Annotated in this window: 15 protein-coding genes; 10 read left to right on the top strand and 5 right to left on the bottom strand. The window is 62.2% G+C overall.

Translation table 11 applies throughout. The annotated features are described in order from the left end of the window. Nucleotides 1-90 precede the first annotated feature (90 nt). From OW493_RS10100 to OW493_RS10055, 10 genes are all read left to right on the top strand, one after another. Entirely contained in the window at nt 91-2,976 is a 2,886-nt protein-coding gene (locus tag OW493_RS10100) for a response regulator (RefSeq protein WP_176503159.1), read from the top strand. A 93-nt stretch (nt 2,977-3,069) separates the two neighbouring features. Then, nucleotides 3,070-3,852 (top strand): sulfite exporter TauE/SafE family protein, encoded by a 783-nt coding sequence (locus OW493_RS10095; protein WP_077375183.1) that lies wholly within the window; start codon nt 3,070-3,072, stop codon nt 3,850-3,852. A gap of 157 nt (nt 3,853-4,009) precedes the next feature. Beyond that, nucleotides 4,010-4,813, top strand: a complete 804-nt coding sequence (lgt, locus tag OW493_RS10090) for a prolipoprotein diacylglyceryl transferase (RefSeq protein ID WP_077375180.1) — start codon at nt 4,010-4,012, stop codon at nt 4,811-4,813. A gap of 218 nt (nt 4,814-5,031) precedes the next feature. Next, entirely contained in the window at nt 5,032-5,826 is a 795-nt protein-coding gene (locus OW493_RS10085) for a thymidylate synthase (protein WP_289864018.1), read from the top strand. Then, a complete protein-coding gene (locus OW493_RS10080) occupies nt 5,823-6,374 on the top strand; it encodes a dihydrofolate reductase (RefSeq protein WP_077375174.1) in 552 nt (183 codons plus the stop codon). The genes OW493_RS10085 and OW493_RS10080 overlap by 4 nt, the downstream gene beginning before the upstream one ends. Nucleotides 6,375-6,477: 103 nt before the next feature. Next, a complete protein-coding gene (locus tag OW493_RS10075; RefSeq protein WP_289864109.1) occupies nt 6,478-7,293 on the top strand; it encodes a ProQ/FINO family protein in 816 nt (271 codons plus the stop codon). A gap of 379 nt (nt 7,294-7,672) precedes the next feature. After that, nucleotides 7,673-8,662: a TRAP transporter substrate-binding protein gene (locus OW493_RS10070; protein WP_289864017.1), complete on the top strand. Its 990-nt coding sequence runs from the start codon at nt 7,673-7,675 to the stop codon at nt 8,660-8,662. A gap of 97 nt (nt 8,663-8,759) precedes the next feature. Continuing rightward, nucleotides 8,760-9,353: a TRAP transporter small permease gene (locus OW493_RS10065; protein ID WP_084209616.1), complete on the top strand. Its 594-nt coding sequence runs from the start codon at nt 8,760-8,762 to the stop codon at nt 9,351-9,353. After that, a complete protein-coding gene (locus OW493_RS10060; protein ID WP_077375166.1) occupies nt 9,350-10,735 on the top strand; it encodes a TRAP transporter large permease subunit in 1,386 nt (461 codons plus the stop codon). Before OW493_RS10065 ends, OW493_RS10060 begins: the two co-directional genes overlap by 4 nt. A 753-nt stretch (nt 10,736-11,488) precedes the next feature. Next, the gene (locus tag OW493_RS10055) at nt 11,489-12,517 is read left to right on the top strand and encodes a porin (RefSeq protein ID WP_289864016.1); all 1,029 of its coding nucleotides are present in this window, start codon (nt 11,489-11,491) and stop codon (nt 12,515-12,517) included. 341 nt (nt 12,518-12,858) lie between these two features. On the opposite strand, the gene OW493_RS10050 is transcribed toward OW493_RS10055, so the two are convergent. From OW493_RS10050 to edd, 5 genes are all read right to left on the bottom strand, one after another. Further along, nucleotides 12,859-13,842: a carbohydrate kinase gene (locus OW493_RS10050; RefSeq protein WP_141392203.1), complete on the bottom strand. Its 984-nt coding sequence runs from the start codon at nt 13,840-13,842 to the stop codon at nt 12,859-12,861. After that, nucleotides 13,842-15,524 (bottom strand): glucose-6-phosphate isomerase, encoded by a 1,683-nt coding sequence (gene pgi / locus OW493_RS10045; RefSeq protein ID WP_084208026.1) that lies wholly within the window; start codon nt 15,522-15,524, stop codon nt 13,842-13,844. The genes OW493_RS10050 and pgi overlap by 1 nt, the downstream gene beginning before the upstream one ends. A gap of 215 nt (nt 15,525-15,739) precedes the next feature. Next, complete coding sequence (locus OW493_RS10040; protein WP_289864015.1) at nt 15,740-16,609, bottom strand: D-hexose-6-phosphate mutarotase; 870 nt, start codon at nt 16,607-16,609, stop codon at nt 15,740-15,742. 45 nt (nt 16,610-16,654) lie between these two features. Then, entirely contained in the window at nt 16,655-17,671 is a 1,017-nt protein-coding gene (gene glk / locus OW493_RS10035) for a glucokinase (RefSeq protein WP_289864014.1), read from the bottom strand. 33 nt (nt 17,672-17,704) lie between these two features. Beyond that, entirely contained in the window at nt 17,705-19,561 is a 1,857-nt protein-coding gene (gene edd, locus OW493_RS10030; protein WP_077375147.1) for a phosphogluconate dehydratase, read from the bottom strand. Nucleotides 19,562-19,594 lie beyond the last annotated feature (33 nt).

Below are 19,594 nucleotides of genomic sequence, written 5' to 3'. Positions count from 1 at the left end.
GCTGCGGCAATGTCACGCCACGTCACGAATCGCTGCACCCATGCCCGATGGTTTTTGCTGTCAGGTCCATCTACAGGATGCTCCCAGACCATGTTCTCGCGCCGTCCTCCCCCTGTCGAGCCAGCGTCACGCTCGCCCGAGGCTGAATCTTCCCAAGCGGAGGCTCCCCCGACGGGAGCGTCCGGCGTCACCGGCGACGCCACTCGTCTCGAGGATGGCGGCAGTGCGGGGAACCGCAGCGAGAGCAGCCCCAGTGGACTGGAATCGGTATGGCGGCGCATGAGTCGCCTGACGGTGGGCCCGCTGCTGCTCGCCGAGCTGGCAGTGGCGCTCAGCTGTCTGGTCGGGGCCTGGGTCACCTGGGACAGCGAGCGGCACAAGCTCGTGGACAGCGCCCTGGGCGAGCTTCGCCAGCAGCATTCGCTGGCCACTGCCTTGGTGAATGAGCGCTTCGAGGCGCAGCAGCGTCGTCTGCAGATCCTGGCGCGCTACACGCGTCGCCATCTCGACCATGCCGGGGGCGAGGCGGATTCGTCATTGAATGAGCTGGTGTTGACCGAGGAAGGTCAGCTGTTCCGGCCGATCACGCGTGGCGGCGCTGCCTTGTACGGAGAGTTTCACCGCGCATTGGATGAGCAGGATCACGACGTGGCGCGACGCCTGATCCGGATGCAATGGCTGTTGTCGGATCTGTATTCCACGGACCCATTGATCTCGCGACTGTTCGTCAGTCTCGACAACAGCATGATCATGCTCTACCCCTGGTTCAACGTGCTGGATGCCTTCTCACCGGGCACCAGGCTCCTTCCCTACACCGATGTCACACCTGCCACTCAGCGCCAGCTGGCCAGCAGCTCGGACAACGGCGCGCCGCGGGTCGTCTGGCTGCCGCCACATCCCGGTCCGGCGGGCCTGCCTCAGATCACCGCGCTGGTCGAGGTGGAACTCAACGCGGGACAGAAGGTCCATGTCGGGCTGGATCTCGCGGTCCCCCAGATGGAATCTCGCTTGCTGCTGCCTGGTCAGGGCCGCACGGCCCCCTATTGGCTGATCGGTCAGGACCTGGAAGTGTGGGCGGCCAGCAGCAATACGCGTGACCCTCGGCCGCGACGCCTGCCCGATGACGTGGCCCAGGCGGTGGACGGCGGTCTGCGTGGCGCTACCTTGCTGCCAGGACCTGCGGCGCGTGCCGTCGTCTGGGACACCTTGCCTGTCAATGGCTGGCGACTGGTGGCGCGGCGCGATCTTGACGTGCCGGGCGAGATGCCATTGCTGTCATTGCTGCTGGGCAGCGCCGGTGCCTTGCTGCTGGTCTTCGCGGTGAGCATGCTGATTCTGCAATGGCGCCTGCGTCGCCTTGATCAGCGCCTGGGGCAGCCACTGGAATGGTTGGCACGCCAGAGCGTGCGGCTCGAGCAGGGGCAGGTCATGGAGGAGTATCCCGTCTCGGCCCATCAGGCGTATCCGGCCGACGAGATTCTGCGCCGTCACCGTGCTGCCGTGGCATTGCTGCGCCGTGGTCGTGGCCACGAACTGGATGCCTTGCCACTGCCTGCCTTCGTGATGCGTCATGGCCTGCTGGCGATGGCCAATCCTGCCTTCGAGAAGCTGTTCGGGCTGGTGCTACATGAAGCGCTGGGGCGCTCGGTCGGGAGTCTACTGATGCTGGAGCCCAACCCGAGCGTACCCAACAGTCGAGAATTGCGTGTCCATGATGCCGAGGGCCGCATGCGGCGCATGCGTCTCGAGCTGTGCCGTTTCAACAACGACCCCGCCCAGGTGCTGGGCGTGATGATTGATGAATCAGAACATGATCAGGCCAGCCAGCAGTTGCTGGTCGCACGCGACAGGGCGCGCGAGGAAGCCCGCCTCAAGAGTGACTATCTGGACATGCTGCACGCCGAGTTGACGCCTCCCTTGCAGGGATTGGTGCGCAAGCTGGGGCAGTTGCGTCGCGAGCGTCATTTGGAGGATGCCGAGCTGAGCCTGCTGCAGGGGCGTCTCGATAGCGTGGCACAGCTGCTGAATGTGCTGACGGAGCGCGACGATGTCGTGCGCACGCCGCTGGAGGAGAATCTGTTCACGCCGGCCGAGGCGCTGGGAGCGCTGCTCAATGACATGCAGCAGCGCTACCACGACGTGGGACTGCCCTTCGAGTGGCAGCTGGGCGCGCTGCCTGCATTGCTGCGTGGCGATGTACGGCGTCTGGCGCAGCTCTTCGAGCATCTGTCGGAAGATGGTTGTCGACGCGCCAGCGCGGGTCGGCATCGCGTGTTCGTCGAGGTGGTGGACGCCGAGGGTGCGTCGTCGCTGGCCGGTGGCCCGACGGGAGCTGGCCTGAGGGACACGGAGACAGGGGGGCAATGCTGGCTGAGGCTTGAGCTTCACGATCACTGTGGCCTCGATGTCGGGCGCAATGCCCCTTCCTCGCTGTTGATGGCTCGTCGTCTGGTGGAGGAGCTCGGCGGGCGCTACCGACAGCATGAGACGCAAGGGGAGGAGGTGCTGGAGATCCTGGTGCCGTTGTCCTGGCCGGACAATCCTGTCGAAACTCGCATTCTGGTCGTCGATGATGGTCCGGTGAACGCCATGCTGGCGCGCACGGTGCTCGGCCGCCAGGGGTTGGTGGTGGATACGGCGAGCAGTGGAGAAGATGCGCTGGCCGCGCGCGAGCGCCATTTCTACGACCTGGTGTTCATGGATATCTTCATGCCCGGCATGGATGGCGTCAGCGTTACCCGGAATTGGCGCGAACAGGAGGCCGGGGCCGGCAGTGACAGGCGTAGCGTGATCATTGCCCTGACGGCCAATGCCAGCGAGGCGGACCGCGAGCGTTTCTTTGCGGCAGGTCTGGATGATTATCTTGGCAAGCCCTATCGTCCTCAGGCGTTGATCGACAAGGTTCGCAAATGGCTGCCTCGGGCCACGATGAAGGCACCGGGAGCAGAAGGTGGCGTGACGGGTGATGGGGTCTGAGTTGGCAAGGGTGAGCGATGAGCCATCGGTTCATGGCCTCAACCCGGCCCTTTGACAGAGGTTCTCGATGAAGACAGGTGCAAGGAGTGGGGCATGTGGTGGTGGTATCCCGTGTTGGGGGCCGTGGCGGGTCTGATCGCCGGCCTGTTCGGTATCGGTGGCGGGCTGGTCATCGTGCCGGTGCTGGCGGCAGCCTTTGCGCTGCAAGGTGTCGCCACTGATGTCTTGATGCATCTGGCGATAGGTACCTCACTGGCGACCATCGTGGTGACCTCGCTGTCATCGGCGCGTGCGCATCATGAGCGTGGCGCCGTGCGTCTGGACTGGCTCAAGCGCCTGCTGCCCGGACTGGTGGTGGGAACCGCGCTGGGGGTGGTGCTGGCGGGCGGACTGAGCAGCGAGATGCTCAAGCTGCTGTTCGGTGGCTTCGTGCTGCTGGTCGCCGTCAAGATGGGACTGGATCTCAAGGTGGGTCAGCTGGCGCAGGCGCCGGGGCGTGCCGGGCAGTTTCTTGGCGGTGGCACCGTCGGGGTGGTATCCGCGCTCTTCGGGATCGGAGGGGGGACGGTGATGGTGCCGATGTTGACCAGCTGGCAGGCGCGCATGACCGAGGCGGTCGGGACGGCGGCCGCGGCCGGGTTTCCCATCGCCTTGGTGGCAGCGCTGACCAATATCGCGGTGGGCTGGCACGCCCCGGGCTTGCCGGAGCATGCCATCGGCTATGTACATTGGGTTGCCTGGCTCGGCATCGTGCTGGTGTCGGTGCCTTTCGCGCGAGTGGGCGCACGGCTGGCCCATGCGTTGCCGGCGCTGTTGCTCAAGCGGTTGTTCGCGTTGATTCTCGTGATCGTGGGGCTGCGCTTTCTCGTCTCGTGAGTCATCTCGGCATGTCCGCTTTGCCGGAAAGGGCTGCTAGGTGGCGTTCATGCGCGAGCTGTTACCCTTCGTCACCTGACCGGTAGCGCATCGGATTGATGGCGAAAGACTTGCGACTGGCGTCAGTCGTGCCGACTTATTCATTCAAGGTTTTCTCATGTTGCAATATCCTCAGATCGACCCCGTGGCGTTGGCATTGGGGCCTTTCAAGATTCACTGGTATGGATTGATGTACGTGATCGGCTTCGCGGCGGCCTGGGGGCTGGCGCGTGCCCGGCGCGGACGGGTCGGCCTGAGTCAGGATGCCGTGGGAGACCTGATCTTCTTCGGTGCGTTGGGCGTGGTGCTGGGTGGGCGCCTGGGGTATGCGCTCTTCTACGGCTTCGACAAGTTGCTGGCGGACCCGGTGTGGATCTTCAAGGTCTGGGATGGCGGCATGAGCTTCCATGGCGGCCTGCTGGGTGTGTTGATCGCCATGCTGGTGTTCGCGCGTCGTCACCAGCTGACCTTCTTCCAGCTGACTGACTTCATCGCGCCGATGGTACCGATCGGCCTCGGTGCAGGGCGCCTGGGCAACTTCATCAACCAGGAGCTGCCGGGGCGTATCACCGATGTCTCATGGGGCATGGTCTATCCGCTCTACGGGCCGGAGCCACGCCATCCCTCTCAGCTCTATCAATTCGCGCTGGAAGGCGTCGCGTTGTTCGCGATCCTGTGGTTCGCCTCGCGTGAGCCGCGCCAGAAGGGGTTGATCTCCGGTCTGTTCCTGCTCTGCTACGGCAGTTTCCGCTTCATCACCGAGTTCTTCCGCCAACCGGATTCCCAGCTCGGCTTCATCGCCTTCGACTGGCTGACCATGGGTCAGCTGCTGTCGCTGCCGATGGTGCTGTTCGGGTTGCTGCTGATGGCATGGTCGCGTGGTCAGGACGTGGCGCAGCCGCCGCTGCCTCGCGCATCCTGAGGTGGGAATGCAGGTGTGATTACAGGGGGCAATCGGTGTAAACTGGCCCCCTGCCAGATACGCAAGAACGCGGCCATCGGGCCGCGTTCTTGCGTATCTGGCAGCGTAAAATATCGTCAAGTGAACGATTCGAATTCATGAAGAGGCTGGTGCAGAGCCGATCCCCCCGGATCCGCTCGCCGAGTCAGCCTCTGATCCGCCGTACGGACCCGCTGCCCATGCAACCCTATCTCGATCTGATGCGCCACGTGCTGGAAAACGGCACGCAAAAGGGCGACCGCACCGGTACCGGTACCTTGAGTGTCTTCGGTCACCAGATGCGTTTCGATCTGGCCGAAGGCTTTCCGCTGGTCACCACCAAGAAACTGCACCTGCGCTCGATCATCCACGAGCTGCTGTGGTTCTTGAAAGGCGACACCAACATCGCCTATCTCAAGGAAAATGGCGTGCGTATCTGGGATGAGTGGGCCGATGAGAATGGCGATCTCGGGCCGGTCTACGGTTATCAGTGGCGCAGCTGGCCGAATCCGAAAGGCGGCAGCGTGGATCAGATCACGCATCTGATCGAGCAGATCAAGACCAACCCGGACTCGCGCCGTCTGATGGTCTCGGCCTGGAATCCGGCGTTGGTGGATGAGATGGCCCTGCCGCCGTGTCATGCCCTGTTCCAGTTCTATGTCGCCGATGGTCGGCTGTCCTGCCAGCTCTATCAGCGCAGCGCCGACATCTTCCTCGGCGTGCCGTTCAACATCGCCAGCTATGCGCTGTTGACCCAGATGATCGCTCAGGTCTGTGGCCTCAAGCCGGGGGAGTTCATTCATACCCTCGGCGATGCCCACCTCTACAGCAATCATCTGGAGCAGGCGCGTGAGCAGCTGACGCGCGAGCCGCTGGCCCTGCCGACGCTCAGGCTGAATCCGGACGTGACGGATCTGTTCGACTTCACCTTCGATGACATCGCCATCGAAGGTTATGAATCTCATCCGCATATCAAGGCGCAGGTGGCCGTATGAGTGACAAGGAATTTTCTCCGCTGAGTGCCGCCGCCGAGACCGTGGTCCCGGTGGCGATGATCGCCGCCATGTCGGTCAATCGCGTGATCGGTGTCGACAACAATCTGCCCTGGTACCTGCCGGAAGACCTGAAGTTCTTCAAGCATGCGACCCAGGGCAAGCCGGTGATCATGGGGCGCAAGACCTTTGCCTCCATCGGCAAGCCGCTGCCCAATCGACTCAATATCATCGTCACGCGTGACAGCGAGTTCCACCACGATGGCGTACGGGTCTGTCACGATCTGGCGGCGGCGCTCAACATGGCGGATCACCATGCGATGATCGAAGGTGTGGACGAGATCATGGTGATCGGGGGTGGACTGATCTATGCACAGGCACTGCCCGTCGCCACGCGTCTGTACCTGACCGAGGTAGCGGTCGAGATCGAAGGCGATGCGCACTTCCCGGAGCTTGGTGCTGACTGGGAAGAAGCTCAGCGTGTGCCGGGAGAAAGTGGTGAAGGCCTGCCTGCCTACGACTTCGTGCGCTATGAGCGCAGGGACGACTAGCGCTTGCGCCTGCCAGCGGGAACTTTACAGTCAGCAGGTACTGACACAGACTGGTGCCAAACGGAACTGCCCATAGCGTGCAAGGGAGGCTCAGGCCTTGACGATGGATCGCCTCGAAGCGCTGTACTCTGCGCTTGAACATGAAGCCGACACTCAGCGACAGCAGCGTGACGGAGAGCGTCAGGCTCGTCTGGCGCTGGAATCGGAAAATGCCCAGCTACGCGAGACGCTGGCCGCGCTGCGCCAGCAGATGCAGGAGCAGCAGGCGCAGCTGACCGGGCTGAGCGAGGCCTTGATGGCGCGTGATGCCGAGCTGCGCGAGTTGCGCGAACGCAGCGCACAGTCCCCCGCGTCACAGCCGGTGGAGGATGCGCGCCCCAGTGCTGCGCAGGTGGAAGCTGCCGCGGAGCAGCTGGCCTCCGCGAGCGAGTCACCCGGTGTTGCCTCGGGTGAGACCGCTGACGCCGAGTCTGCACCGTCGCCAGCAATGCCTAACGACGCGCCAGCCGAATCCGCTGGCTCTGACGAGACACCGGACCAGGCAACGCCGCCGTCGCCCCAGGCGCTGCTCAAGCAATGGTACAAGCGCTATCCGGATACCTTCTTCAAGGGCCACACCCGGCCCTTGAAGATCGGCATCCATGTCGAGTTGCTGGAGAACGAGCCCTGGGACGAGAAGCTCGTGCGCCGCGCTCTGGCGGGCTACGTCCACTTGCCTCGATACCTGAAGGCCGTTCGTGCCGGCACGCAGCGGGTCGATCTTGAAGGTCAGTCCGTGGGTGCCGTCACGGAAGACGAGGCATTGCATGCACGTCAGCAGCTCGCGGAGCTGACTCGTCAGCAGAAGGAGCGTGAGGAGCAGGCTGCCAGCCAGCGCATCAGCCACAAGCTGAGTGAATTGATGACCAAGCACCGCTAGCGACGTGCCGTGCAGGCAGGCCCCATGGCCAGCCCGCACATGTCACCTCGATCGTCAGTGTTCAGAGCCCCTGTGCGGATTGCCGCACAGGGGCTCTGTCGTTGGTGGGTGGAAATCCGCACATCGGGCCGGCGCTGTCGGCAAGTCCTCTCATGTCGCGAAGAAGGGTTTTCGCCACAGGTATCTGAATTAAATCGAAAAAACTGGGAATGTGCTGCTCATGGCGCGGTACTCGCTATACCCAGGTGTCCCTGCTCGCGCTCATGTCTGGCGTTGCGACTCGCGCTCATGCCGAGTGTCGTGATGCAGCACACGCCAGGCGGGATGAACAACAGATGACCAAACCCCAATAACAACCAAGATTCCGAGAGGAACTGCCATGCGCCTTTTCAAGCCTGCCCTGACAGCCCTGAGTGCCGCCATTCTGATGGCCTCGACCGCTGTCATGGCCGACCCTATCACCATCAAGTTCTCTCACGTCGTCGCGGAAAACACCCCCAAGGGGCAGATGGGCAAGAAGTTCCAGGAGCTGATCGCAGAGCGACTGGGGGATCAGGTGGCCGTTGAGCTCTATCCCAGCTCCCAGCTCTATGGGGATGACAAGGTGCTGGAAGCCATGCTGCTGGGCGATGTCCAGCTGGCGGCTCCGTCACTCTCCAAGTTCCAGAAATACACGGATCAGCTGCAGGTCTTCGATCTGCCGTTCCTGTTCAAGGACATGGAAGCGGTGGAGCGTTTCCAGAGCAGCGAGACAGGCCAATCCTTGCTGACGGCGCTGGAGCCCAAGGGGCTGGTCGGACTCGGGTATCTGCACAACGGCATGAAGCAGCTCTCCGCGTCCTCACCGCTCACGGTGCCTGATGATGCGGATGGCAAGAAATTCCGCATCATGACCTCTGACGTGCTCGAGGCGCAGTTCGATGCGCTGGACGCCGTCTCGCTGAAGAAGCCGTTCTCCGAAGTCTTCATCCTGCTGCAGACCAAGGCCATCGACGGTCAGGAAAATACCTACTCCAATATCTATTCCCAGAAGTTCTTTGAAGTGCAGCCTTACATCACCGAATCCAATCACGGCGTGCTGGATTACATGGTGGTGTCCTCGGCACGCTTCTGGAATGGGCTTCCGGAGGAGGTGCGTGGCGAGGTCAAGTCAGCGCTGGATGAAGCCATCGCCTATGGCAATGAGCTGTCCCAGGCCAAGAATCTCGAGGCCAAGCAGGCCATCATCGACTCCGGTCAGAGCGAGATCATCACGCTGGACGATGCGCAGCGCCAGCAGTGGGTGGATGCGATGAAGCCGGTGTGGGGTGAATTCGCCGATGATATCGGTCAGGACATCATCGATGCCGCTCAGGATGCCAATCGCTGAGACGTGCAGGCTGACAATCACTTGCCTCGCCGGGAGACGCGACATGTCCGTCCTCTCGTGCGAGGCAAGTCTCCATGAAGGGCATGAGGACATTGCCATGAAACTTGGATGGCTACACAAGGCAGAAGAGACGCTGTTCTCGCTGCTGCTGGTGGCGATGGTATTGCTGGTCTTCGTCGAGGTGGTGCTGCGTTTCGTCTTCAATACCGGTATCAGCTGGTCCCAGGAAGCCACTCTCTATCTGGCGGGCTGGTTCGTGCTGATCGGCGTGTCGTGGGGCGTCAAGCAGGGCGCGCACATCGGTGTGGATGTCGTGGTGAAGATGCTGCCACTGATCTGGCAGCGGGTGGCTACCCTGGCCGCGCTGGTCATCTGCATGGCGTACTGCGTGATGCTGCTGGTCGGCAGTTACGAATATCTGTCCTTGATGCAGATGATCGGTATCGAACTCGAGGATATCGCGATACCCAAGTGGTATGCCCTGACGATTCTGCCCATCGCGATGCTGCTGCTGATGCTGCGCTTCGCGGTATTGGGCTGGAAGGTGATACGCGGAGATGCCAGCGGTTTCGGCTTTCACGACGAAGGCGAGGACAGCATGCACCTGGTGCAGCCGGCTGACTCGGTCATTGGTGACAGCTCCGATGGTGCCGGTGGTAAACGTGACAGTGATCAGGAACCCAGACGATGACCATAGCCACTCTGTTCGCGCTGCTGTTCGGTGGCATCTTTCTCGGCATGCCGATCGCCTTTGCGCTCGGATTTTCCAGTGTCACGACGATACTGCTGTTTTCAAGTGATTCGCTGGGCTCGGTCGCCATCAAGCTGTTTGAAGCCCTGTCGCATCACTACACCTTGCTGGCGATTCCCTTCTTCATTCTTTCCAGCACCTTCCTTTCGACGGGAGGCGTGGCACGCCGCCTGATCACCTTCGCGACCGATGCCATCGGCCATGTCCGTGGCGGGCTTGCGATGGCCTCGGTACTGGCCTGCATGCTGTTTGCCGCCGTCTCGGGGTCCTCTCCGGCCACGGTCGCGGCGATTGGCTCCATCGTGATCGCGGGGATGGTGCGCCAGGGCTACAGCGAATCCTTCGCGGCCGGTGTGATCACCAATGCCGGTACCCTGGGGATCTTGATTCCTCCCTCCATCGTGATGCTGGTGTACTCCGCGGCCACGGAGGTCTCGGCGGCCAAGATGTTCATGGCGGGCCTGATCCCCGGGCTGTTGATGGGCGGCATCCTGATGGTGGCCATCTATATCGCTGCCCGAATCAAGAAACTGCCTTCACAGCCGTTCCCGGGTCTCAGGACGCTGGCTCGTTCGGGGCTGGTCGCGATGGGCGGGCTGATGTTGATCTTCATCGTGCTGGGCTCGATCTACGGCGGGGTGGCCAGCCCCACCGAGGCGGCGGCGGTCGCGACGGTCTACGCCTGGTTCATCGCAGTGGTGGGCTATCGCGACATGGGGCCCTTGAAGGACGTGCCATGGCGCAGAGGCAACGAAGCATGGGGCAGGGCCGGGTTGCGTGCTCTCTGGCAGGTGCCGGCAGGCCTAGTGGGCTCATTCTCGGACCAGGAGGTCAAGAAGGTGGTGCTGGATGGTGCGCGCGTCTCGATGATGCTGCTGTTCATCATCGCCAATGCGATGCTGTTCGCCCATGTGCTGACCACTGAACGCATTCCTCACACCATCGCCGAGACCATCATCGGCTGGGGGCTGCCAGCCTGGGGATTCCTGATCGTGATGAATCTGCTGCTGCTGGCGGCGGGCAACTTCATGGAGCCCTCGGCCATCCTGCTGATCATGGCCCCGATCCTGTTTCCCATCGCGACGCAGCTGGGCATCGATCCGATCCATCTCGGCATCATCATGGTGGTCAACATGGAGATCGGCATGCTGACGCCACCAGTGGGGCTCAACCTGTTCGTCACCGCGGGTATCACCGGCAAGCCGATGACCTGGGTCATTCGTGCCGCACTCCCGTGGCTGTCGTTGTTGCTGCTGTTCCTGGTATTGATCACCTATGTCCCGTCGATCTCACTCTTCCTGCCCAACTGGCTAAGCCAATGATGGCGCCATGCTCCATCGCGGTTTTGAGGCGACAGGAATGTGGAAACTTCGTGCAGGCGACATGTCGATCCTGCGCTATCCCTCACCAGAGTCGCGACGTGAGGTACTGCCGTCAGTGATGCTCTGACCAGCGGCATTCAGCCTGATCATGGTCAGGCCACCATGGACTACCCCGGTCACTCCATCGAGTGATCGGGGTTTCATCACGTCAAGGTCATCGGAGGAAAGCGGTGAGTCGTTGAAGAAGACACCGAAAATTGACTGCCATGTCATTTTTCACCGAGGCGCGTCCATACTCGTTTTCCTTTCGATTCCAGAGATTTGCACGATGGCATGCAAGGGGAATGATGAGCTTCCAATGGCGTGAGATGACAAAGAATTCATCGGCTCAGTGCATGCTACTTTTGTCTTGCATGTCATGGCCGAGGCAAATGTGTCTTCGCTCTGATTGCCGGGAAATCAGTGAACGTCAAAACCCTCGAGAAAACCCATGGTTGTCATGAATCCTTCATTCTTCCGCTCTAGAGTGTTGGCACGCCAGACAATTGACCGGCGTATTGGTTCAGGACCAGTGATCGAAAACAGTGTTTTTTTCTGTTGCACATCCTGAAAGCCCGGTATATGGTTTCCCTGCGAGCATTGGATAATAACAAGGCCACAGGGTTTTAGAGGCGTCATCAAGCGCCCGGAACCTCGGCCACTGCCACCGGCAGACACGATCGAACAGTTAACGCTAGTTAAGGAACTATCGCGATGAAAAAGACACTTCTGGCTACTGCCATCGCCGGCGCTGCTGCCCTGGCTGCTACCTCCGCTTCCGCTGCAACCGTCTACAATCAAGACGGCACCAAGCTGGACATCTACGGCAACGTTCAGCTGGCATACTCCTATGTCGACCAGCTCGGCGGTGACCCGGAAAGTGAACTGGGCGACAACGGTTCCACCTTCGGTGCCAAGGGTGAGCACAAGATCAACGACGACATCGTCGGTTACTTCAAGGCCGAGTGGGAATACGACGCTGACGAATCCAAGGGTACTGGTAACGGCCTGAACGATGGCGACCAGTCCTACGTCGGTGCCAAGGGTTCCTTCGGTGACGCGCGTATCGGTTCCTGGGATCAGCTGATGGACGACTGGATCCAGGATCCGATCTCCAACAACGAATACTTCGATCTGACTGATTCCAGCACCCAGATCGACGGTGACAGCCAGACTCGTGAAGGCAACAAGCTTCAGTACATGTCTCCGGTCATGGGCGGCCTGCAGTTCGCTGTCGGTTCCAACTTCGAAGGCGACGGTGAAGACGAGAACGTCACTGATTCCAATCAGGCGTCCTTCTTCGCAGGTGCCAAGTACACCGTCGGCGGTTTCTCCATCGCTGGTGTGTATGACAACCTGGACCAGTTCGAAGCCACCAACGGCAGTGACATCGGCGACCAGTACGGTATCACCGGTCAGTACACCGTTGACGCCCTGCGCATCGCCGTCAAGGCTGAGCGCTTCGCTGGTGAAGAAGATGACACTGACGTCGATTACTACGGTATCGGCGCACGTTACGGCTACGGCATGGGCGACGTCTACGGCGGCTACCAGTACGTCGACGCTGAAGATGCTTCCACCGTGGCTTCCGAAAATGGCGGCGACGACAGCTTCAACGAATTCAACCTGGGTGTGACTTACAACATCTCTTCCGCGATGTACACCTACATTGAATACGCCCAGTACGATCGCTCTGGCGATGACGGTGACGGCGCTGCAGTCGGCATCTACTACGGCTTCTAAGACGCTCTCAAACGTCTAGCAAGCTAACGAAAGCCGGTCCCTCGGGGCCGGCTTTTTTACGTCTGATAGGTGCCGACTTGAGACGGAAATTGCGTGGCTTTCTGCCGCGCTTCGCAGGCATATTTGTTGTTGGTTGGTCTTGGTCAAAAGACGCAGGGCTGTCATGACACCTGGCACGTGTACGTAGAACATGTACTCAAGACATGTACTCAGAAAATGAGGCAAGAACTTGAACTCAGAAAACCAAAAGCCCCGCTGATCATCAGATCAGCGGGGCTTTTACGTGAGCGTCTCAAGATTGTCGCTGGCTCTGGGGTGGCCAGTGACGTCACTCGGTCCGCTCACTGCATGGCAGTGAGGTCTTCTCGAGTCGGTAGCGCGGCATAGGCACCAGGGCGAGTCACGGCAAAGGCGCCGCAGGCTGCTGCACGCTCAAGCGCAGCCTGAAGATGGCTCTCTTCCTCGCACCAGTCATGCAGCAGGGCTGCATCCACGCCGGCTTCGCTGAGCGCCGAGAGGAAGCCGCCGATGAAGGCATCACCGCCGGCCGTGGTGTCGATGGCCTTGACCACCGGCGGCGTGATGCTGACGGTCCTGGTCTCGCCGCTCTGCTTGCGCACCAGTGCGCGGATGGTGCCCGGGCCGTCGGTCAGCACGATCAGGCGGACGCCGGCCTGCAGGCGTGCCTGCAGCCAATCGGACTCTTGCTGGCCGTCAGTGAGTGCCTCGACCTCTTCCTGGGAAAGCTTGAGGATATCGGCGTTGTCCAGCAGGCGAGTGACCAGTGACACGTCGACCTGCTGATTCGGCCACAGGTTGTGACGCAGATTGGCATCCACGCTGACCAGGGAGCCAGCAGCACGTGCGCGAGACGCCAGCACGAAGCTGGTGTCCGCGATACCGGCGTCGGTCAGGCTGTTGCTGCACAGATGGAAGATGGCGGGTTGAGCGAACAGTTCCGGGCCTGCATGTTCCGGACGAAACAGCAGGTCAGCTGCCGGCGGACGATAGAAGTCGAAGCGACGCTCGCCATCCTCGTCGCGCGAGACGAAGGCCAGCGCGGTGCGTGCCTCGCTGGTGCGCTTGACGTGATCCAGGCGTACGCCATGGGTGGCCAGTTCGTCGTGCAGGAAGTCACCGAAGCTGTCCTGGCCCAGCATGCCCACGAAGTGGCTGGGCAGCCCGAGACGTGCGCAGGCCACGGCGACATTGGCGGGCGCACCACCAGCGTAGGGCGTGAAGGTTTCCTGCTCGACGGCCTGGCCGCCGAGCTTGTTGGACAGCATGTCGACGAGCGCTTCGCCGAATGCGATTACCGGAGTCATCAGGAGGTTGCTCCCTTGGTGGTGGCCGTCGGGGCCTTCTTGCTTGATTTGGTGCTGGTCACGCCTGCCTCTGGCTGCATGCTGTCTCCTGCGGCCGGGAAGTGCTCGCGCACCAGTGCCAGCAGGCCCTGGGTGGAGGGATCGAAGGCCTGGACGTCAGTATCGATGCGTGCGCTGATCTCGCCTGCGATGCGCTTGCCGAGCTGCACGCCCCACTGGTCGAAGGAGTTGATGTTCCAGATCACGCCCTGCACGAAGACCTTGTGCTCATAGAGAGCGATCAGCGCCCCCAGGTTGCGCGGTGTCAGCTCATCAAGCAGCAGCGTGCTCGAGGGACGGTTGCCCGGGCAATTGTAATGCGGGTCGAGGTTGCTGCCATCCTGGCTGCCTTCCATGAAGGCATTGGCCTGGGCCAGCATGTTGGTGATCAGTGCGAAGTGGTGCTCTTCGGTACCCGGCTCCGGCTTCAGGGAAGCGATGAAGTCGATGGGAACGTAGCGAGTCCCCTGGTGCAGCAGCTGGAAGAAGGCATGCTGACCGTTGGAACCGGTCTCGCCCCACACGATCGGGCCGGTCTTGTAGTCGACAGGACGCCCGAAGATGTCCACCGACTTGCCATTCGATTCCATGTCGAGCTGCTGCAGGAAGGCGGGCAGCTGATGCAAGGCTTGATCGTAGGGCACGATGGCCTGGGTCTCGGCACCCATGAAGTTGATGTACCAGATACCGATGAGGGCCATCAGGACCGGCATGTTCTCGCCCAGCGGCGCTTCGATGAAGTGCTGGTCCATCTCATAGGCGCCTTCCAGCAGTTCCATGAAGCCGTCATAGCCGATGGAGAGGGCGATCGGCAGACCGATGGATGACCACATGGAATAGCGGCCCCCGACCCAGGCCCAGAATTCGAAGACGTTCTCTTCGCGGATGCCGAATTCCTTGGCCGCCTTGCGGTTGGTGGAGGCCGCGACGAAGTGGGCGCCGACGTCGGCATCCTGACCTGCCTGCTCCAGGAACCAGCGACGTGCTGACTTCGCATTGAGCAGGGTCTCCTGCGTGGAGAAGGTCTTGGTGGAGACGATGAACAGGGTCGTGGCCGGATCGAGGCGCTTGAGCACCTTCTGGATGTGGTTGCCATCCACGTTGGAGACGAAGTGGAAGTTCAGCTCCGGATGACGATGCTTGAGCAGGGCGCGGCAGGCCATGTTGGGGCCGAGGTCGGAGCCTCCGATGCCGATATTGACGACATCGCGGATGCGTTGTCCGTCATAGCCTTTCCATTCGCCGCTGCGCACGCTTTCGCAGAAGGCGCGGATCTGCTCGCGAGTGCTGTGGATCTCCGGCATCACGTCCTTGCCGTCAACGATGACCGGCGTATTGGACTGGCTGCGCAGGGCCGTGTGAAGGACGGGGCGATTCTCGGTCACGTTGATGATGTCACCCGAGAACATCTGGGAGCGACGCTGAACGAGGGCAGAGTGGTCTGCCAGCTCGATCAGTGCCTTCATCACCTCGTCGGAAATGTGGTGCTTGGAATAGTCGAGGAACAGGCCGCCGACCCGGAGACTCATCTTCTCGAAGCGCTTGGGGTCCGCGGCAAAGTAGTCGCGAATACGGTCGTTGCGGGTTACCTCGCCTAGCCGGGTCAGCGCCTGCCAGGAAACACTACGGGTCAATTGCAGCATGGAAGTGTCCATCGTATGGGTTGTGGATAGCTTGTGTCGCCAGTCTGCAGTCCGTCGCTGACCAGCGCGCCTTGAGCTGACGAATGACGCTGGCAGGCGTGGCATGACACGATTCAGTGCCATGGGAAAGGCACTTGCCGATGATTGCCTGCTGATCGCCGCTCGGTAGCCACCTGTCAGTGGGAGGCTGACAGGTGGTGTATGGATCGTGAGTGTCACCCTTCCTGTTCGAGAGGGGAGATGTGCTGTACCAGCAGATGTTGCGCGCCCGGCGGCAGCCAGACGGGGTCAAGGCGGGTACAGGCAGCCTCGACACACAGGAAGCTACGGGCGTTCTCGACGCTGGTATCGGCCGGCGGTGCATCGCCCGGGTGCCAGACGACCGTGGAGTCGGAGCCTTGCTTTGCAATGCGCAGCCTGCGCTGGCCATCCTCGAGCACCTGGACCTGGCTTGACTGGTAGATGCGATCCAGCGGGCCGCGAATGCCCAGCTCGCCTTGCTGATCAAGACGCGAGAAGTCCTGACGCTTGTCCAGATAGCTGGCGCCGGCGAGGCCAGTGACGCGGCACTGGAAGGCATCTTCCACGGCAAAGTAGGTATGCAGGGCGCCGGTCATCTTGACCGGGTTCTCGCCGCGATTTTCCGTGATCAGCTCCACCTTCAGGAAGTGGCGACCCGCGAAGATGACGACGCGAGGCGAGAGTGCCGCGTGCAGGGGAGATTGCGGAGAGGCGTGGATCTCGACGCCTTCCTCCTCGTCTTCCTCTACCGCGTCGATACGCCACTCGGCCTTGCGCGCCGGGCCATGCAGCTCTGTCTCGCCCTCAGGATACTCGTCAGCGAACCAGGGCCAGCACAGCGGAATGCCGCCACGAATGCTGCCCGGAAGTGCCGCCGGTGTCTCGGTGACCCACAGCCAGGGGCGCTGGGATGCTGGCTGGTAATGCAGCACCTGGGCGCCCTGGTGGCAGACGACCAGCTCGCCCCAGGCGCGGTTGAGGATCAGGAGCATGCGGCCTTGCCATTCGCAGGTACGTTGGCCGCTCGTGGCATCCACCAGTGCGCGCAGACTTTCAGGAATCATCTCGAGCTTCCTCGACGGTTCAGGAGCGTGGCCGACGGCATCGCGTCAGGCCACCTCTTCATTGTGCAGTGCCTCGGCGGCCCCCAGCAGACCGGTCCACGGCGCGGTCACCACCCAGGTAGGGATCGCGGCATTGTAACGGCTCATGCGGTTCTTGTCGGCGAAGGCGCGGCGAAAATCGCTTTGCCTGAGCAGGTCAAGGTTGCGCGGCAGGACGCCGCCGCAGAGATACACGCCGCCACGTGCGCCGAGTGCCAGGGCAAGATCCCCGGCCACGTCTCCCAGAATCTTCATGAAGCGCAGCACGGCATCGCAAGCCAAGGTGTCCTTGGGTTGCCCGAGCGCATCGCGGGCATGGGCGGCCTGGCTGACGTCCGCAGCGCTTTCGAGCGGAGTCGGCAGGCCGCGCAGTTCGCCCAGCGCCCGGTAGATCTCGAGCATTCCCTGGCCACAGAGCAGGCGTTCCACCGAGACTCTGCCGTGCCAGCGCCGGAAGATCTTCAGCAGCGCATCCTCGAGCGCATCGGTGGGGGCAAAGCTGACATGCCCACCTTCGGTAGCCAGCGGAATCCAGTTGTGGGTGCCATGTACCAGACCCGCGACACCCAGTCCTGTTCCCGGGCCCATGATCAGGCGGGGGCCGGCATCATTGCCCGCTCCTTCCGTGAGTTCCTCACCGATGGCCAGTCGCTCATCGGCCTCGATGTGCGGCACGCCCAGTGCCATGGCGGTGAAGTCATTGAGGCACTTGAAGCGCGTCAGGCCCAAGGATTCGCACACGTCGCTCTTGGCGAATGACCAATGGTTGTTGGTCATGCTGACCTGCTCCTCATGGACCGGGCAGGCAAAGGCGAGGCAGGCCTCCTTGGGTTGTTCGTCAGGGGCAAGCCCCAGTCTCTGGTAGTAGGCCTGGACGGCCTCCACGAGTCCGGAATGCTCGGCGCAGGCCAGCGTGTGGATGTCATGGAGGGTGTGGCTGCCCGGCTGGACAAGTGCCAGCCGGGCATTGGTGCCACCAATGTCGCCTACCAAGGCAAAGCGGCTCGGTGTCTCACGAGTCATCGTGTGGCGTCCTCAGTCGACTTGCGTGGCTGCTCAGTGGGTATTGCGGTCGTGGCCGCTGCCGGGCTGGTCGCCGTAGCCTGCGAAGCTGGAGGCCCCTTCTTCGGCGCCACCGACCAGGGAGCGCATCCCGGAGAACAGCTCACGGCCCAGGCCATGGTGGTAGCTGTCACGGGAGATGCCTTCGGCCTCACGAGCCTGCCATTCGCCTTCCTCGACCAGGGCTTCCAGCGTGCCGGCGTTGGCATCCAGACGAACGACATCGCCTTCGCGCAGTCGTGCCAGCGGGCCACCGTCCAGCGCTTCCGGGGTCATGTGGATGGCGGCCGGCACCTTGCCGGAGGCGCCGGACATGCGGCCATCCGTCACCAGCGCGACCTTGAAACCGCGGTCCTGCAGGATACCGAGATAGGGCGTCAGCTTGTGCAGTTCCGGCATGCCGTTGGCGCGCGGACCCTGATAGCGGACCACGGCGACCATGTCCTGTTCCAGCTCGCCGGCCTCGAAGGCGGCCTTGAGCTCGTCCTGATCGCTGAACAGCTTCACGGGGGCTTCGACGAGGCGGTGCTCTTCCTTGACGGCGGAGACCTTGATCACGCCACGCCCCAGATTGCCTTCGAGCACGGTCAGGCCGCCTGTCGGCGCGAACGGATTGGCGACCGGACGCAGCACGTCCTCATCGAGGCTGTCGGTGGGGCCATCCTTCCAGACCAGCTTGCCGTTCTCGAGGAAGGGCTCACGCACGTAGCCGGCCAGAGTGCCACCGTCTTGGGTGGTGATGTCGTGCAGCAGTCCCGCCTTGAGCAGCTCGCGAATCAGGAAGCTCATGCCACCTGCTGCCTGGAAGTGGTTGATGTCAGCCTGACCGTTGGGATAGATGCGCGTCAGGCTGGGGACCACGGCGGAAAGCTCGGTGAAGTCATCCCAGGTGATGGTCACGCCTGCCGCACCCGCCATCGCGACCAGATGCAGGGTGTGGTTGGTGGAGCCGCCGGAGGCCAGCAGGCCGACCATGGCGTTGACGATGGCGCGAGCGTCGATCTGGCGATAGAAGGGACGATAGTCGCCGCCGACTTCGCTGTTGCGGATGGTCTGCTCGGCAGCGTGACGGGTCAGGGCGTCGCGCAGCGGAGTGCCCGGATTGACGAAGGAGGCGCCCGGCAGGTGCAGGCCCATCAATTCGATCATCAGCTGGTTGGAGTTGGCGGTGCCATAGAAGGTGCAGGTGCCCGGGCTGTGATAGGAGGCGGACTCGGCTTCCAGCAGCGCGTCGCGGCCCACCTTGCCTTCGGCGAACAGCTGACGTACCCGCGCCTTCTCGTTGTTGGGCAGGCCGGAGGGCATCGGGCCCGCGGGCACGAACAGGCTCGGCAGGTGACCGAAGCGCGCCGCGGCGATGAACAGGCCCGGCACGATCTTGTCGCAGACACCCAGGAACAGGGCGCCGTCGAACATGTTGTGTGACAGGCCGATGGCGGCGGCCATGGCGATCAGGTCGCGGGAGAACAACGACAGTTCCATGCCCGGCTGCCCCTGGGTCACGCCATCACACATCGCGGGTACGCCGCCGGCGAACTGGGCCGTGGACCCCATCGCCTGCACCGCTTCCTTGATGATGCGCGGGTAATCCTCGAATGGCTGGTGCGCGGACAACATGTCGTTATATGACGAAATAATGCCGAGGTTGGCCGAGTTCATCAGCTTGAGGCGATTCTTGTCGGTCTCACCGCAGGCAGCGAAGCCGTGCGCCAGGTTGCCGCAGGAGAGTTCGGAACGATGGACGCCACGGCGTTGCTGGCTTTCCATCAGTTGCTCATAGGCAGCACGACGTTCGCTGGAGCGATCAATGATGCGCTGAGTCACGCGCTCGACGGTCGGATTGACGGACATGCTCTTACCTCATGGGTCAGGCGGCGCAGGGCG

It is taken from the genome of Cobetia sp. 14N.309.X.WAT.E.A4, assembly GCF_030397495.1.
Taxonomy (GTDB): Bacteria; Pseudomonadota; Gammaproteobacteria; order Pseudomonadales; family Halomonadaceae; genus Cobetia; species Cobetia marina.
This window is presented reverse-complemented; position numbering and strand designations above follow the sequence as displayed.

Bases quoted from the DNA above. Each gene is read 5' to 3' on its own strand.
- OW493_RS10100 (WP_176503159.1), top strand. From the start codon at position 91: ATGTTCTCGCGCCGTCCTCCCCCTGTCGAGCCAGCGTCACGCTCGCCC.
- OW493_RS10095 (WP_077375183.1), top strand. From the start codon at position 3,070: ATGTGGTGGTGGTATCCCGTGTTGGGGGCCGTGGCGGGTCTGATCGCC.
- lgt (WP_077375180.1), top strand. From the start codon at position 4,010: ATGTTGCAATATCCTCAGATCGACCCCGTGGCGTTGGCATTGGGGCCT.
- OW493_RS10085 (WP_289864018.1), top strand. From the start codon at position 5,032: ATGCAACCCTATCTCGATCTGATGCGCCACGTGCTGGAAAACGGCACG.
- OW493_RS10080 (WP_077375174.1), top strand. From the start codon at position 5,823: ATGAGTGACAAGGAATTTTCTCCGCTGAGTGCCGCCGCCGAGACCGTG.
- OW493_RS10075 (WP_289864109.1), top strand. From the start codon at position 6,478: ATGGATCGCCTCGAAGCGCTGTACTCTGCGCTTGAACATGAAGCCGAC.
- OW493_RS10070 (WP_289864017.1), top strand. From the start codon at position 7,673: ATGCGCCTTTTCAAGCCTGCCCTGACAGCCCTGAGTGCCGCCATTCTG.
- OW493_RS10065 (WP_084209616.1), top strand. From the start codon at position 8,760: ATGAAACTTGGATGGCTACACAAGGCAGAAGAGACGCTGTTCTCGCTG.
- OW493_RS10060 (WP_077375166.1), top strand. From the start codon at position 9,350: ATGACCATAGCCACTCTGTTCGCGCTGCTGTTCGGTGGCATCTTTCTC.
- OW493_RS10055 (WP_289864016.1), top strand. From the start codon at position 11,489: ATGAAAAAGACACTTCTGGCTACTGCCATCGCCGGCGCTGCTGCCCTG.
- OW493_RS10050 (WP_141392203.1), bottom strand. From the start codon at position 13,842: ATGACTCCGGTAATCGCATTCGGCGAAGCGCTCGTCGACATGCTGTCC.
- pgi (WP_084208026.1), bottom strand. From the start codon at position 15,524: ATGCTGCAATTGACCCGTAGTGTTTCCTGGCAGGCGCTGACCCGGCTA.
- OW493_RS10040 (WP_289864015.1), bottom strand. From the start codon at position 16,609: ATGATTCCTGAAAGTCTGCGCGCACTGGTGGATGCCACGAGCGGCCAA.
- glk (WP_289864014.1), bottom strand. From the start codon at position 17,671: ATGACTCGTGAGACACCGAGCCGCTTTGCCTTGGTAGGCGACATTGGT.
- edd (WP_077375147.1), bottom strand. From the start codon at position 19,561: ATGTCCGTCAATCCGACCGTCGAGCGCGTGACTCAGCGCATCATTGAT.